Below are 14,403 nucleotides of genomic sequence, written 5' to 3' on the forward strand. Positions count from 1 at the left end.
TTTATTGTTGAAAAAGAAACAAAAACGAGCTATAATTGTCCTTAACGCACGAAGTAGGTAGGAGGGCAAGCCATGAACAAGGAAGAAGAAATCATGTCAGGTGTCAGGGATGTATTTAATAAAATGGCCTCGCTGAACAAGTCCAAAATGGAAATGAGCCTCAGGGGATACAAATCGTCCGAAGTCCACGGCGTCGAATATATCGGAAAAATGACCGAGCCCAATGTGACAAAACTCGCGGAAGCCTTTTATATGACTCGAGGGGCCATCAGTAAATTAACGAAAAAACTCATGGAAAAAGACCTCATCGAAAGCTACCAAAAAGCAGACAACAAAAAAGAAATCTACTTCCGCCTGACCGCAAAAGGACAAGAAGTTTTCGATATTCATGAAACGTTGCATAAAGAGTTCCGAGACCGTGATAAAGCCGTTTTTGAGCAAGTGACGGAGGAACAATTCAACGCCACGCTCAAATTTCTAAAAAACTATAGTAACCATTTAGATGCCGAAATCAAAAAACAGAATGCAGATGATAAATCCTAAAACGCGAAACAGCTTAACTCTATATTCAGAGTCGGGGCTGTTTTTTATTTTTAAAAATAATTTGTTGACAAGGAAACAAAAATGAGATATTGTTTACCTAGAAACAAAAAATGCCTCTTAAGGAGAGAAATCAATGTCAGAAATCAAATCAAACAACAAGCAACCAATCGTCAACAAGCACGCCTTAGTATTCGGCCTTATCTCTGTATTTCTTATCGGAATAGGTTTCAGCATTATCACACCAGTCATCCCGTTCTTAGTACAGCCCTATATAACGCATCCCGGAGATCAAGCGATGGTCGTGACCTTACTCATGTCCGTGTACGCCGTCTGTATGTTCTTCTCTGCACCAGTGCTCGGAGCTCTAAGTGACAGATACGGTCGCCGTCCCATACTTATCGTCAGTTTGCTCGGTGCCGCCATCGGATTCTTCGTTTTCGGAATCGGCGGAGCGCTATGGGTACTATTCGCAGGACGCATCATTGAAGGCATAACAGGCGGTAGCATCAGCACCATTTTCGCCTATTTTGCCGATATCACGCCTCCCGAACAGCGCACGAAATACTTCGGCTGGGTAAGCGCAATGGCAGGCGCTGGTTCCATCATGGGCCCAACAATCGGCGGGCTCCTCGCAACCAATTTCGGCTACATCGCCCCACTTTACTTCGGCGCGGTTATCGCACTGCTCAACATGATCTACGGCTTCTTCTTCATGCCAGAAAGCCTCCACGCAAAAAATAGACTCGAAAAAATCACACCAGCGCGACTGAATCCATTTTTGCAACTTTTAAACATACTATCCATCAAAAACTTAAACCGACTGCTTATCGCGGCGTTCCTACTGTGGGTACCGAGCGGCTCATTACAAGCCATCATGTCCCAATTCACCATCGACACGTTCAACTGGAAACCAGCGCTCATCGGACTCGTGTTTTCCATCATGGGCTTCCAAGACATCATTTCACAAGCCTTCATCATGCCGCAACTCTTGAAAAAGCTCAGTGACAAGCACATCGCGATGTTAGGAATGGGCGCCGAGCTCGTGGGTTACGCGTTCATCGCCACATCAACAATCGCTGCATCCGTGCCACTTTTCATCATCGGATTCTTCGTATTCGGCTTCGGTGATTCGATATTCGGACCATCATTCAATGGCATGTTATCCAAATCGGTCGATGCAAGCGAACAAGGCCGGATCCAAGGCGGCAGCCAATCCATCCAATCGTTAGCCAGAATCATCGGTCCGATACTCGGAGGCGCTATCTACGTATCACTCGGACACGCAGCGCCAGCCGTGATGGGCGTTATCCTCCTCGCCGCGGCAATACTTGTTCTGTATAAAGCAAAACAGGTTAGCGCACACTAAAAAGGTGAACAGAAATCCAGGTGTAGATTTCTGTTCACCTTTTTGCTATAGAGAATAATAATCACTAAGTACTTTTGCCGCATCCGCTATCAATTGATCGTTATATTCATCGTCTTTGCCAGTTTTCTTAGAATAAATAACCCACACGAGCGGTTTCGTATCCTTATTTTTAGGATAAATCATCGCAATAGCATTCCGAGTGCCGTAATCTCCAGCGCCAGTTCTATCACCAACAACATAACCATCCGGAACACCAGCACGAATCAATGTACCGCCAGTCGTATTATCAATCAAAGTCTGTTTAAAATAAGCCAATCTATCGGCCGGCAGATTTCCCTCGGTTATGAGGTAGGCCAGCGTCTTAGCCATCGCTTCCGGAGTCGTCGTATCACGAATATCACCAGGCACAGCATTATTTAGTTCAGGTTCATAGCGAACAGGTTTCATCGTTTTATCGCCGATTTTCACGAGCTCCTTCTCAAAGCCTTTAGGTCCACCAAGCTGTTGAAGCGTCAGATTCGCCGCCGTATTATCACTGTAAGTCATCGACGCATTAATAAGCTCCTTCATCGTCATCCCGCTACCCACATGTTTTTCCGTGATCGGTGAATGATCCACTAAATCCTCTTTTGAAAAAGTAAACCGCTTATTCAGTTGTTCATCCGTCAAATTTTTAAGTAAAATACCGCCAGCAATTGCTTTAAAAGTAGAGGCGTAGGCAAATCGTTCTTGCGCATTAAAACGGAGAGACTGCTTTCCCGTCTGATCCATACCGTAAATACCCAATGTTGCCCCGTACTTTTTTTCCAGTTTTTCGAGCGCTGCCTTCACTTGTTCGCTTTTCGTATCTTGCTTCGCTTCTTTCTTAGTGGCCACCGCATCTTTATCTGGCGCACTACACGCTACCAACCCAGCTACTGCAAAAATGACCATCAAACTTAACAAAATTTTTCGCATACGCATGTTTTCATCTCCTATCTTAAGTTTGTGTTACATGCTCTAGTCTATGGCACAAAATTAAAGCAGGACCGCAGAAAACAGAAAGAAAATATTAAGTTTTGATGGTCTATTTTGCGTAAGTGTTAGAAAATATGTCGTAAGTCGGTTTATTTTTGCATTGTGTTATTTTGCTAACAAATAATTATTATTACTATAGATTCGTTTGGCGACATATAAGAAAATCGCGGCTAAAATAAGGTTAGAAGCTAGTGTCCCCAAGAGATGCATCCATACAAACTGATCATAAATCATCTCTCGGAGTAAGAACGAAATATTAGCCAATGGGATGAAGAACATAGCTGTTGTCGTCTGGCTCAGGCTGATAAACATCGTTACAAAGGACGGAATTATCGCGAGCATCATGATTGGACTTTGATAACTATTTGCCTCTTTCATCGATTTCGCAAAAATGGCTGCGATCGTTTGAATGCTGACAATGAGAGCTGCGAATGAGGCCACAGCAAGCATACCGACCGCGAATAGGGCAAGTGGGCTCGACATCGCATCCAATGCTTTACGCAAATGGGTCGTCGCGAAGAAAATAATGAGCAATGTTGCGGCTAAGGAAACGAGCGCCGTGAACAAGCTGACAGTAATGGCAACAGACCATTTTCCAAATAATAATGTCCCGCGTTTGACAGGCGTTACGAGCAAGGCATCGATAATTTTCTTATCTTTCTCTCCCGCGAAAAGTTCGGAAACTACTGGATAGGCGCCAATCGTCACGCCAAGGCAGAGCAACATGGGCAACAGAATTGTTAACATCATACGTGAGGCATCCGTATCCGCTGAACCACTAGATAATGGTTTTATCTGAACCTGCATCGAGTCAAGCGTTTGAACAGGGATATTGGCTTTCACAAGTCGCTCAGACACAACGGCTTTATCGATAGCGCCAAGTTGTGCACTCAGTGTCCCAACCGCTGCCGCCGCATTTTTATCCGAGGAATCGCTGTAAATAACAATCGAAGCCGAGTCACCGTTTTTCATTTTAGAAAGCGCATCGGGGTCCACCAACATAGCGATGTCCGCGTCTCCAGCCGCTGCTGTTTTCTTCGGCTGCCCCACTTTGTTGAAAATCAAGTCTTTATCTTGCTGCTGCAACGCTTTCAACAGGGCAGGGTCCGCAGAGTTATTCACGGCGACGGTAACCTCCTCATTAGGACTAGTTAGCATGCTTTCATAAAATAAAACCAGACCAACAAACAGGAGCATCGGGATGAAAACGACAAGTAAAAAAGTCCGTTTATCCCGCATAATTTCAAGCATTTCTTTCTTATACACGTGTGAAAATAGGCCTGACTTAGGCATACATATCCCCCCGCACAATGTTCGACATAAAGATGTAATTCAAATCTCTCGTACCTTCTTTAGCATATAAATCTTCCGCTGTCCCAGTATATAAAAGCTGTCCTTGATGCATCAAAATAATATCATCAGAAAGGCTTTCCACTTCATCCATGATATGACTGGAAAAAATAATCGTCTTGCCTTCCTGTTGCAATTGTCGCGTAAAATCACGAAAAACATTGGCACTCGTGATATCAAGGCCAGTTGTCGGTTCATCAAACAGAATCACCTCAGGGTCATGAATCACAGCTCTGGCAATAGCCACTTTCTGACGCATACCGCGAGAAAAACCACCCACCGTACGATCCAGTTCTTTCCGCATACCAAAGCGTTTTGACAAATCATCGATGCGGTTTTTCAACGTATGTTTTGGCAAACCATATAATCCGCCGAAATATAACAAGTTTTCACGTGCCGTAAGCCGGTCATAAAGCCCCGTTTCTCCACCGAAAAGCACACCAATATGATTTTTCACCTCCTCAGGCTGTTTGCGCGTATCATAACCCGCAACCGTAATATCACCCTCATCCTGCGTGATAAGTGTTGCAATACTCCGCAAAATCGTCGTTTTACCAGCTCCATTTTCGCCGACGAGCCCAACGATACGCCCTTTATCTACATGAAACGAGACGTGATCTACTGCGGTTGTTGATTTTTTGCGATCTTGAAATTTTTTCGTTACGTTCACAACATCAATCATGTTTCTTCCTCCTTCGTTCTACTTGAATAACTAAATCATACCGCAAATTCACGATAATACGAGGCTTTCGTCGTGAAGGGAGCTAAATTCGTCGCGAAAGGGGTGTATTTCAGATAGAGTTTGTTTATAATGAAAGCATAAGGGGTGGAAAAAATGCTAACAGTCGGAATTGTTGATGATAACCAGCTCGATTTAGATAAACTAGAACTCATTGTGGCTCAAATACCTACCATAGAACTTCTATTAAAAGCTAATTCAGCCGAGGAAGTGTATACTTTTATCCAAGAGAAGCCCGTCGATTTGCTCATTACAGATATCGAAATGCCTGGTATGTCAGGATATCAGCTAGCCGACTTCATTCACCTGAACAACATGCACACCACCGTTATTTTCGTCACCGCAAAAAGTGGTTATGCAGTTCATGCCTTTGAGCTGAATGTTCACGACTATATTCTCAAGCCTTACAACCAAGAACGTTTAGTCCAAAGCATCGAGCGTTTCACTACAAAAAAAGCGGCTGGAAAAATTACTGGGCGTCTCTTTATTCGCTCAGGAGGCGACCTCGTCGTGATTCCTAAAGCTGAAATTATTTTTCTCGAGCGCACTGGGCGGACAACGACCATACATACAAGCAACGAAACATTCGAGACTTACCAATCACTAGGCGAACTAGAAGGAGATATACGAGAAAGCATGTTCATCCGCTCGCACCGCTCGTTCATTATTAACTTGCAATACGTCAAACGATTCGCCGCCTACTCAAAAAAATCATTCGTTGTCATTTTTGAAGGAACATCCGAAAAAGCACTTGTAACTAAAGAAAAACTCAAATACCTACAAGAAAACTATTTTTAAAAGGAGTTTAGCCAATGCGACTTATTTTAGCCCTTCTTATCACCTTATACGCCATCATAAGTTGTTTTGTGCTATCTAGCTTTAGTATGCAAGCTATTTCGATTTTTCTATGCCTGATTGCATTATTCTTCCTGGTGAAGATTCGTTTTTTCACACAGTATTGGGCTTTACTTGGCATCACATTAGTAGGACTTATTTGGATAGCGATAGTCGGCAATCCATTGGCAGGCTGGGCACTAGTTTTTTTACTCCTCCTAGCAAGTCACTATCTAAATTGCGCCGAGCTAAAGAAACAACAACTACGGAACAAAAACGTCCATTTAGAGAATTTTGTGGCACTACTCCAAGCCGAGCGTCATAAGAATTACACGAGCCACACCTTATTTCAGCTGACAAAAAACGAACGACCAGACGTTGCGGCCTGGCTTGCGATGACCGAAGAACAATTACATCTGGAAAACCTTGATTTTCAACTAGATTTACAAGTTCCCATATCCGATCTACCCATCGAAAAAGACGAACTAATCCCGTTCCTATCCGCGATTTTAACCAATGCCAAGGAAGCCGCGACACAAACCGGAAATGGGTGGATAACGTGGCGGTTGCAACAACAAAGTGGCCTATTTTTGCTTGAGGTAGCTAATGCGACCCAAATGCCTAGTCAAGCTACCATGGATTATCTATTTACAAAATCCAAACCTATGAGCGGCCTCGCATTTATCCAAAAGCAGGTAGCGAACGCGTATGGTACCAGCGATTACCGCTTTGAGCAAGGGAGTTTCAAATTAATGCTCAAACTCCCAGCAATAAAGAAATGAGGAAACCCAATGGATAAACAAAAACAGCAGCTAAGCATTGAAGTAGCGCGACTTTACTATCAATCCGACTACAGCCAGCAAGAAATCGCCAGCCAACTCGGGATTTCGCGCCCAACCGTATCTCGACTTTTGCAATTTGCCAAAGAAAATGGTTACGTTGAGATCAAAGTCACCGATCCATTCGCTGATTTGGACGCGCTGGGAGCTGCACTCAAAGAAAAATATAACTTGAAAGAGGCACATGTCGTTTTTTCCCCAACTACCGAATATACAACGATTACCGATTTTCTCAGCAAAAAGGGCGCTGAATACCTAGAAGAAACCGTCAAAAATGGCGATATCCTAGGTGTGAGCTGGGGAACAACAATGTACGAAGTCGCGAAAAAAATCCGACCACAAGACGTGCGCGGCGTTGAAGTCATTCAATTAAAAGGCGGGATCAGCCATTCCAACGTCAATACTTACGCGTCCGAAACAATTTCACTATTCGCCGAAAATTTCCAAACGATGCCGCGTCACTTACCGCTTCCCGTCATTTTCGACAACGCGACTGTCAAAGAAATGGTGGAACAAGACCGGCATATTCACCATATTATAGAGATGGGAAAACAAGCGAATATCGCCGTTTTTACAGTAGGAACCGTCCGCGATGAAGCACTACTTTTCCGACTTGGTTATTTCAATGAATCCGAGAAAAAGCTATTAAAAACGATTGGCGTTGGAGATATATGTTCCCGTTTCTACGATAAAGACGGTCAGATTTGTAGCGTCGAAATTGATGCTCGTACAATCGGCATTGAACTTGAATCACTCAAGCAAAAAGAGCGCTCGATTCTGATTGCCGGTGGAGCTAGGAAAGTTGCCGCGATTCATGGTGCGCTTCAAGGCGAATATGCTAACATCCTCATCACCGACCAGTTTACTGCGAAAGAATTAGTTCGATAGTAGCCTTTTAGCTGGATAGGTGACTGAACTCTGTTGTTCTGCTTCTAATTATGGTACTATGTAATAGAAAGAAGGCTATGCGTCAACATAGCCTCACTTGCAAACTTAACACACCGTTTAAGATGGTGCCAGCCTTCATAGTTTTTCAAAACCACTCAGCTGTTTGGAGCTTATGAGTGGTTTTTATTCGTTCTTGTCATTTTTACTGTTCATAATCATAACGACTAGACACGCAAAAGCGATCATAATCGTTAACGACTCAAAGACAGTCATAATTTATCCTTTCTTAGGAGAAACCACAAATAACATCGGCATCACCCACTTTCGTAAAAGAAGGCTGCCAAACCACATCATAAACTCGTCTGCTTTTTCATTATAGCATGCGTTAGTTACAGACTGTCAAAAATCAGAAATGAACATAATTTCATATATAACTTTACAAATGTTCAACGATGTATTATGATGAAGACAAATAATAGAAAAGCGAGGAGATTAATCATGACGAATATCGCCAAAATGATCGACCACACAGCTTTAAAACCAGAAACAACGAAGGAAATGATTCTAAAACTAACGGCAGAAGCGAAACAATATAATTTTGCATCTGTATGTGTAAACCCAACTTGGATTGAGCTAGCACATGAACAATTAGCCGGAACAGGCGTGGATGTATGTACGGTTATCGGTTTCCCGCTTGGTGCTAACACAAGCGTTACCAAGGCATTCGAAGCAGCAGACGCTATCCAAAAAGGCGCGACAGAAGTCGACATGGTCATCAATATTGGTGCCCTAAAAGACAAAAACGATGCATTAGTAGAGTCTGATATTAAAGCAGTTGTCGATGCAGCCAAAGGAAAAGCTTTAGTTAAAGTCATTATCGAAACGTGCCTATTAACTGACGAAGAAAAAGAGCGCGCATGCCGTTTAGCGGTAGCTGCAGGAACTGATTTCGTCAAAACATCGACAGGATTTTCAACAGGTGGCGCAACAGCCGAAGATATCGCGTTAATGCGCAAAACAGTTGGACCAAATATCGGCGTGAAAGCATCAGGTGGAATCCGCACAAAAGAAGACGTGGATAAGATGATTGAAGCGGGCGCGACTCGTATTGGAGCAAGCGCTGGCGTATCGATTGTTTCAGGAAATGATGCAAATCCAAAAGATAACTATTAACAAAATCACCGAAATGTGGCATGATGGAGGAGAAGTAATTTTTCCTGTGAAAAGAGGCGAGCCACATTGAGTGCGACGATTCGAGATATTGCAGAAAAAACGGGTGTTTCGATTACGACTATTTCCCAGATCCTAAACGGTAAAGGAAGTCGTTTTAGCGAAGCAACGCGTAATAAAGTGTTTCAAACCGCAAAAGATTTAGCCTATAAACCGAACTTTTTTGCGAAAAATATGGTGACGAATCGGACGAATACGATCGGCATGATTGTACCGGAGGTAACGGACCCATTTTTTTCGCAGATGGTGAAGGGCGCAGAGGACTATTTAAACGCGCATGATTACATGATTTTACTGTGTAACTCTTCGCAGGACAGTACACGTGAGGACTTGTATGTCGAAGAGCTTTTACATCGGGCCGTGGATGGTTTGATAATCGCGAGTCCGAATATTTTAGCGTCAAACGTGTTCACACAGCTAGAAGCGCTACATAAACCGTACATTTTGCTCGATCGCAAACGACATCATCGCGAGGAAGGCAATATTTTTATCGATGATTATGAAGGCGGATACATGGCGACCGAACATCTTCTATCACTCGGACACACGAAAATTGGAATTATCACATCAGACGATTCTTTTTATTCTGTAGAAGAACGTTTGCAAGGCTATCAGGCATCCTTGAAGGAACACGAGATTTCAGGCTCACCCGATTGGATTATGGCAGGCGACCAAACGATGGCGGGCGGCTATGTTGCATCGAAAAAGCTACTAGCATCGACGGATATTACAGCATTATTCGTAACAAACGATCAGATGGCGGCGGGGACTTACCGCGCAGCGCTTGAACTCGGCATCAGCATTCCAGACGACCTCTCGATCATCGGTTTCGACGACATCGAGCTCGCAGAATACATGGCACCAACTTTGACTACCATTCGCCAACCCATCTACAACATTGGCAAAACCGCAGCCAAATATCTACTAAAAGCCATACAAAACCCAACCGAAAAAATGCCCAACAAAAAAATGCCACTAGACCTCATAATTCGCGAAAGTACGAAAAAGAGAGTGGCAGAATAAAACACAAAATAAAAAGAGTCACAGAAAACCCGCCCAACAAGATATCCCGCCACACCTCCGTGTGCTCACAAATGCTTAGATTCTAGGCAAAGTCGAGCACTGGAGCGGAGCATACTAAGGTATGTGAGCACCAGCGCGCAGACTTTAACGACGAAGATGAGTATTTGTGAGCACACGGAGAGAGGATATTGTTTCACTTGGGGAGAAATTGATGATATACTACTAAAAGTAAACCGTTTTACTTTTTCGGAAGCTAAATGTAAACGCTTGCTGAAAAGGTGTAACCATTATTAGTAAACCGTTTTACCGAACATAGCAATGATTGTTTCATACTTTAAATTATTGGGGGATTCATAATGAAATATCTAATTGGTATTATTGGCTTGATTGTTGTTCTAGGCATCGCTTGGATTGCGAGTAACGACCGCAGAAAAGTGAAATTTAGACCGATTATCATCATGATTGTATTACAGTTCATTTTAGGCTTTATCTTGCTGAACACAAGCGCGGGGAACTGGCTTATCGGTGGGATTGCAGACGGTTTTGGGAAACTATTATCGTACGCTGCTGAAGGTGTGAATTTTGTATTCGGAGGGCTTGTTAACACAGATCAAATGTCCTTTTTCCTAAGTGTATTATTGCCGATTGTCTTTATTTCGGCACTCATCGGAATCTTGCAACACTGGCGCATCCTACCGTTTATCATCAAATATATCGGCCTTGCGCTGAGTAAAATCAACGGAATGGGAAAACTTGAATCATATAATGCCGTTGCGTCCGCGATTCTTGGACAATCCGAAGTTTTTATTTCTGTGAAAAAAGAACTCGGTTTACTGCCAAAACATCGTCTATACACGCTCTGTGCGTCCGCGATGTCAACCGTTTCTATGAGCATCGTCGGCTCTTATATGGTACTCTTAAAGCCAGAGTATGTCGTGACTGCTCTAGTTCTTAACCTATTCGGCGGTTTCATTATCGCTTCGATTGTCAATCCATACGAAGTCACCGAACAAGAAGATATTCTCGAAGTAAAAGAAGAAGCCAAACAGAGCTTTTTCGAAGTGTTGGGCGAGTACATTATGGACGGATTTAAAGTAGCGATCACGGTTGCTGCGATGCTGATCGGATTCGTTGCGATTATCGCGATGATTAACGCGATTTTCAGCGGTATTTTCGGACTTTCATTCCAAGATTTACTCGGTTACGTTTTTGCACCGTTTGCATTCCTAGTAGGTGTTCCGTGGAACGAAGCGGTTCACGCAGGAAGCATCATGGCAACGAAGATGGTATCCAATGAATTCGTCGCAATGACCGATTTAGCAAAAGGCGATTTCAACTTTTCAGGCAGAACAACCGCGATTGTATCCGTATTCCTAGTATCTTTCGCGAACTTTTCATCCATCGGTATTATCGCTGGAGCAGTCAAAAGCTTGAACGACAAGCAAGGTATCGTTGTCGCTCGCTTCGGTTTGAAACTGTTATTCGGGGCCACATTAGTTAGTTTCTTAACAGCCACAATCGTTGGCTTAATCTATTAAGGAGGTTTTTGAAAATGGCATTTAAAAGAATTCACGTTGTAGTTATGGACTCGGTGGGTATTGGGGAAGCGCCAGACGCGGCACAATTTGACGATTTTGACGTCGATACATTAGGACACATTGCACGCGAAAAAGGTGGGCTAAAAATGCCAAATATGGCGATGCTTGGTCTCTCTAATATTCGTGAAATCCAAGGCGTACCAGTGGCCGACAAACCACAAGCCTACTTCACAAAAATGCAAGAAACGTCCGCAGGCAAAGACACGATGACTGGACATTGGGAAATCATGGGGCTTTACATCGACACACCATTCCGCGTTTTCCCAGATGGATTCCCAGATGAACTTATCCAAAAAATTGAGGACTTCTCTGGTCGCAAAGTTATCGGGAACAAGCCGGCAAGTGGTACGGAAATCATGGAAGAGCTTGGCGAAGAACAGTTGGCGACAGGCGCTTTGATTGTCTATACATCCGCGGATTCCGTTTTGCAAATTGCTGCGAATGAAGAATTGATTCCACTCGAAGAATTGTATCGTATTTGTGAGTATTGCCGCGAAATTACGCGTGATGAGCCTTATATGCTAGGTCGTATTATCGCCCGTCCTTTTGTTGGTAAAACAGCGAAAACATTCGAACGTACGTCTAACCGTCATGATTACGCGCTAAAACCATTCGATAAAACGGTAATGGATCATTTGAAGGATGGCGGTTTAGACTCGATCGCAATCGGGAAAATCTCGGATATCTTTGACGATGAAGGTGTAACAAGATCGATTCGTACGAAGTCAAATATGGACGGTATGGATAAATTTATCGACCTGCTGACCGAAGATTTCCACGGCATGAGTTTCTTGAACTTAGTTGATTTTGATGCGTTATTCGGACATCGACGTGATCCAATCGGTTACGGAGATGCGCTAGAAGCCTTCGATGCGAGACTTCCAGAAGTGTTTGCGAACATGCAAGAGGACGATTTGCTACTTATCACAGCCGACCATGGAAATGACCCAACATACCGCGGCACCGACCACACACGCGAATACGTGCCACTTTTAGCTTATTCAAAACAATTCAAAGACGGTGGCAAAGAACTTGATCTGCGCAAAACATTCTCTGATTTAGGCGCAACCGTCGCAGATAATTTTAAAGTGAAAATGCCTGAATACGGCACAAGTTTCCTAAACGACTTAAAATAAAAAAGGATTGGTGAACTAAAATGAGAATGGTAGACGTAATTTCGAAAAAGCGTGATGGTAAAGAGTTAACGACCGAAGAAATTCAATTCGTGGTGGATGGTTATACAGCTGGCAAGATTCCTGATTATCAAGTCAGTGCTTTGGCTATGGCGATTTTCTTTCAAGATATGACAGACCGTGAGCGCGCAGATTTAACGATGGCGATGGTCAATTCCGGCGAAACAATCGATTTGTCCGCCATTGAAGGCATCAAGGTAGATAAGCACTCGACTGGCGGTGTGGGCGACACGACGACGCTTGTACTGGCACCACTTGTTGCAGCGCTTGACGTACCCGTTGCGAAAATGTCTGGACGCGGATTGGGTCACACAGGAGGCACGATTGATAAATTAGAGGCGATCGAAGGTTTCCACGTTGAAATCACGAAAGAGCAGTTCATCGATTTGGTGAACCGTGATAAAGTAGCGGTTATCGGCCAATCAGGGAACCTAACTCCTGCTGATAAAAAATTATATGCGTTACGCGATGTAACCGGTACGGTAAACTCGATTCCGCTGATTGCGAGCTCGATTATGAGTAAGAAAATTGCAGCAGGTGCCGACGCCATTGTATTGGATGTTAAAACGGGCGCTGGTGCGTTTATGAAAACAGACAAAGATGCTGAGAATTTGGCGCACGCGATGGTTCGAATTGGGAATAATGTTGGTCGTCAAACGATGGCTGTCATTTCCGACATGTCGCAACCACTTGGCTTTGCGATTGGTAACGCTTTGGAAGTACAAGAAGCTATTGATACGCTAAAAGGTGAAGGACCGGAAGATTTGACGGAATTAGTTTTAATTTTAGGAAGTCAAATGGTTGTTTTAGCTAAGAAAGCGAAGGATTTGGACGAAGCACGCGAAATGTTAAAAGAAGTGATGGCAAACGGAAAAGCTTTGGCGAAATTCAAGGATTTCTTGAACAACCAAGGTGGCGACGGTTCGATTGTTGATGATCCGAGCAAATTACCGCAAGCGAAATTCAAAATCGATGTGCCAGCGAAAGAAAGCGGTGTTGTGTCTGAGATTGTGGCGGATGAAATTGGTATCGCTGCAATGCTTCTAGGAGCTGGACGCGCGACGAAAGAGGACGAAATTGACTTGGCAGTTGGCATTATGTTGCGTAAGAAAGTCGGGGATAAGGTGGCAGCAGGTGAGCCGCTTGTGACGATTTACGCGAATAAGGAAGATGTGAAGGTTGTTGAGGCGAAGATTTACGAGAATATTCGAGTGAGCGATAAGGCTGAGGCGCCGAAGTTGATCCACACGATTATTACGGAATAGCAGGCATGAAAAAGACCACCGATTGTAGTAGCTGAATCGGTGGTTTTTGTTGCGGCTCTTATGAAGCGCCGTGTGCTGAATTAGAGCCGCAATATGCATGAGAACAAAGTGAGCATGTAATCCATAATTGGCGTCATGACCTGCCCTCCGGATCCGGCTTTGTTGTGTAGTTCTTGAAAAGCGTCGTTTCCTTTTTTAGAACCTCAATATGCAATGAGACTGCCTTCCTTTTTGCCAGCCTCTCGGAAAATTCGTGGCCTCCGCAAAAACCAAAAGAGGGTTTTCACTACGCCCCCTAACAATTTCTGTCGAGCCGCAATATGCATAGGAGCGAAGTGAGCATGTAATCCATGTTTTGCGTCATGACCTGCGCCTCCGGATCCGGCTTTGTTGTAGTTCTTGAAAAGCGTCGTTTCCTTTTTTAGAACCTCAATATGCAATGAGACTGCCTTCCTTTTTGCCAGCCTCTCGGAAAATTCGTGGCCTCCGCAAAAACCAAAAGAGGGTTTTCACTACGC

At 43.8% G+C, this 14,403-nt stretch carries 13 protein-coding genes; 10 read left to right on the top strand and 3 right to left on the bottom strand.

Annotated elements, in window-relative coordinates; translation table 11 throughout:
• Positions 1 to 72: 72 nt before the first annotated feature.
• Positions 73 to 543: a MarR family transcriptional regulator gene (locus HPK16_RS14500; protein WP_181677632.1), complete on the top strand. Its 471-nt coding sequence runs from the start codon at positions 73 to 75 to the stop codon at positions 541 to 543.
• A gap of 133 nt (positions 544 to 676) precedes the next feature.
• Positions 677 to 1,909: an MFS transporter gene (locus HPK16_RS14505; protein ID WP_181677633.1), complete on the top strand. Its 1,233-nt coding sequence runs from the start codon at positions 677 to 679 to the stop codon at positions 1,907 to 1,909.
• A gap of 45 nt (positions 1,910 to 1,954) precedes the next feature.
• Here the strand turns inward: HPK16_RS14505 and bla are convergent, their stop codons facing one another.
• The 3 genes from bla to HPK16_RS14520 form a co-directional block, all read right to left on the bottom strand.
• The gene (gene bla, locus HPK16_RS14510; RefSeq protein WP_181677634.1) at positions 1,955 to 2,872 is read right to left on the bottom strand and encodes a class A beta-lactamase; all 918 of its coding nucleotides are present in this window, start codon (positions 2,870 to 2,872) and stop codon (positions 1,955 to 1,957) included.
• A gap of 159 nt (positions 2,873 to 3,031) precedes the next feature.
• The gene (locus tag HPK16_RS14515) at positions 3,032 to 4,219 is read right to left on the bottom strand and encodes an ABC transporter permease (protein WP_181677635.1); all 1,188 of its coding nucleotides are present in this window, start codon (positions 4,217 to 4,219) and stop codon (positions 3,032 to 3,034) included.
• Positions 4,212 to 4,958 carry an ABC transporter ATP-binding protein gene (locus HPK16_RS14520; RefSeq protein WP_181677636.1) on the bottom strand — a complete coding sequence of 249 codons (747 nt, stop codon included), beginning with the start codon at positions 4,956 to 4,958 and terminating at the stop codon, positions 4,212 to 4,214. Before HPK16_RS14520 ends, HPK16_RS14515 begins: the two co-directional genes overlap by 8 nt.
• 153 nt (positions 4,959 to 5,111) lie before the next feature.
• On the opposite strand from HPK16_RS14520, the gene HPK16_RS14525 reads away from it, so the two are divergent.
• The 8 genes from HPK16_RS14525 (at position 5,112) to HPK16_RS14560 (ending at position 13,885) form a co-directional block, all read left to right on the top strand.
• Positions 5,112 to 5,813 (top strand): LytR/AlgR family response regulator transcription factor, encoded by a 702-nt coding sequence (locus HPK16_RS14525; RefSeq protein ID WP_181677637.1) that lies wholly within the window; start codon positions 5,112 to 5,114, stop codon positions 5,811 to 5,813.
• Between the two features lie 14 nt (positions 5,814 to 5,827).
• Positions 5,828 to 6,631 (top strand): GHKL domain-containing protein, encoded by an 804-nt coding sequence (locus HPK16_RS14530; RefSeq protein WP_181677638.1) that lies wholly within the window; start codon positions 5,828 to 5,830, stop codon positions 6,629 to 6,631.
• A gap of 9 nt (positions 6,632 to 6,640) precedes the next feature.
• Positions 6,641 to 7,576: a DNA-binding transcriptional repressor DeoR gene (gene deoR, locus HPK16_RS14535; protein ID WP_181677639.1), complete on the top strand. Its 936-nt coding sequence runs from the start codon at positions 6,641 to 6,643 to the stop codon at positions 7,574 to 7,576.
• Between the two features lie 498 nt (positions 7,577 to 8,074).
• Positions 8,075 to 8,749 (top strand): deoxyribose-phosphate aldolase, encoded by a 675-nt coding sequence (gene deoC, locus HPK16_RS14540; protein WP_181677640.1) that lies wholly within the window; start codon positions 8,075 to 8,077, stop codon positions 8,747 to 8,749.
• 66 nt (positions 8,750 to 8,815) lie between these two features.
• Positions 8,816 to 9,829, top strand: a complete 1,014-nt coding sequence (locus HPK16_RS14545; protein ID WP_181677641.1) for a LacI family DNA-binding transcriptional regulator — start codon at positions 8,816 to 8,818, stop codon at positions 9,827 to 9,829.
• Between the two features lie 356 nt (positions 9,830 to 10,185).
• Positions 10,186 to 11,367, top strand: a complete 1,182-nt coding sequence (locus tag HPK16_RS14550; RefSeq protein ID WP_181677642.1) for a NupC/NupG family nucleoside CNT transporter — start codon at positions 10,186 to 10,188, stop codon at positions 11,365 to 11,367.
• Between the two features lie 14 nt (positions 11,368 to 11,381).
• Positions 11,382 to 12,563: a phosphopentomutase gene (deoB, locus tag HPK16_RS14555; protein ID WP_425487942.1), complete on the top strand. Its 1,182-nt coding sequence runs from the start codon at positions 11,382 to 11,384 to the stop codon at positions 12,561 to 12,563.
• Positions 12,564 to 12,583: 20 nt separating this feature from the next.
• Positions 12,584 to 13,885, top strand: a complete 1,302-nt coding sequence (locus HPK16_RS14560) for a pyrimidine-nucleoside phosphorylase (RefSeq protein ID WP_181677644.1) — start codon at positions 12,584 to 12,586, stop codon at positions 13,883 to 13,885.
• Positions 13,886 to 14,403: the final 518 nt, after the last annotated feature.

Source organism: Paenilisteria rustica (assembly GCF_013820765.1).
GTDB classification, from domain to species: Bacteria; Bacillota; Bacilli; order Lactobacillales; family Listeriaceae; genus Listeria_A; species Listeria_A rustica.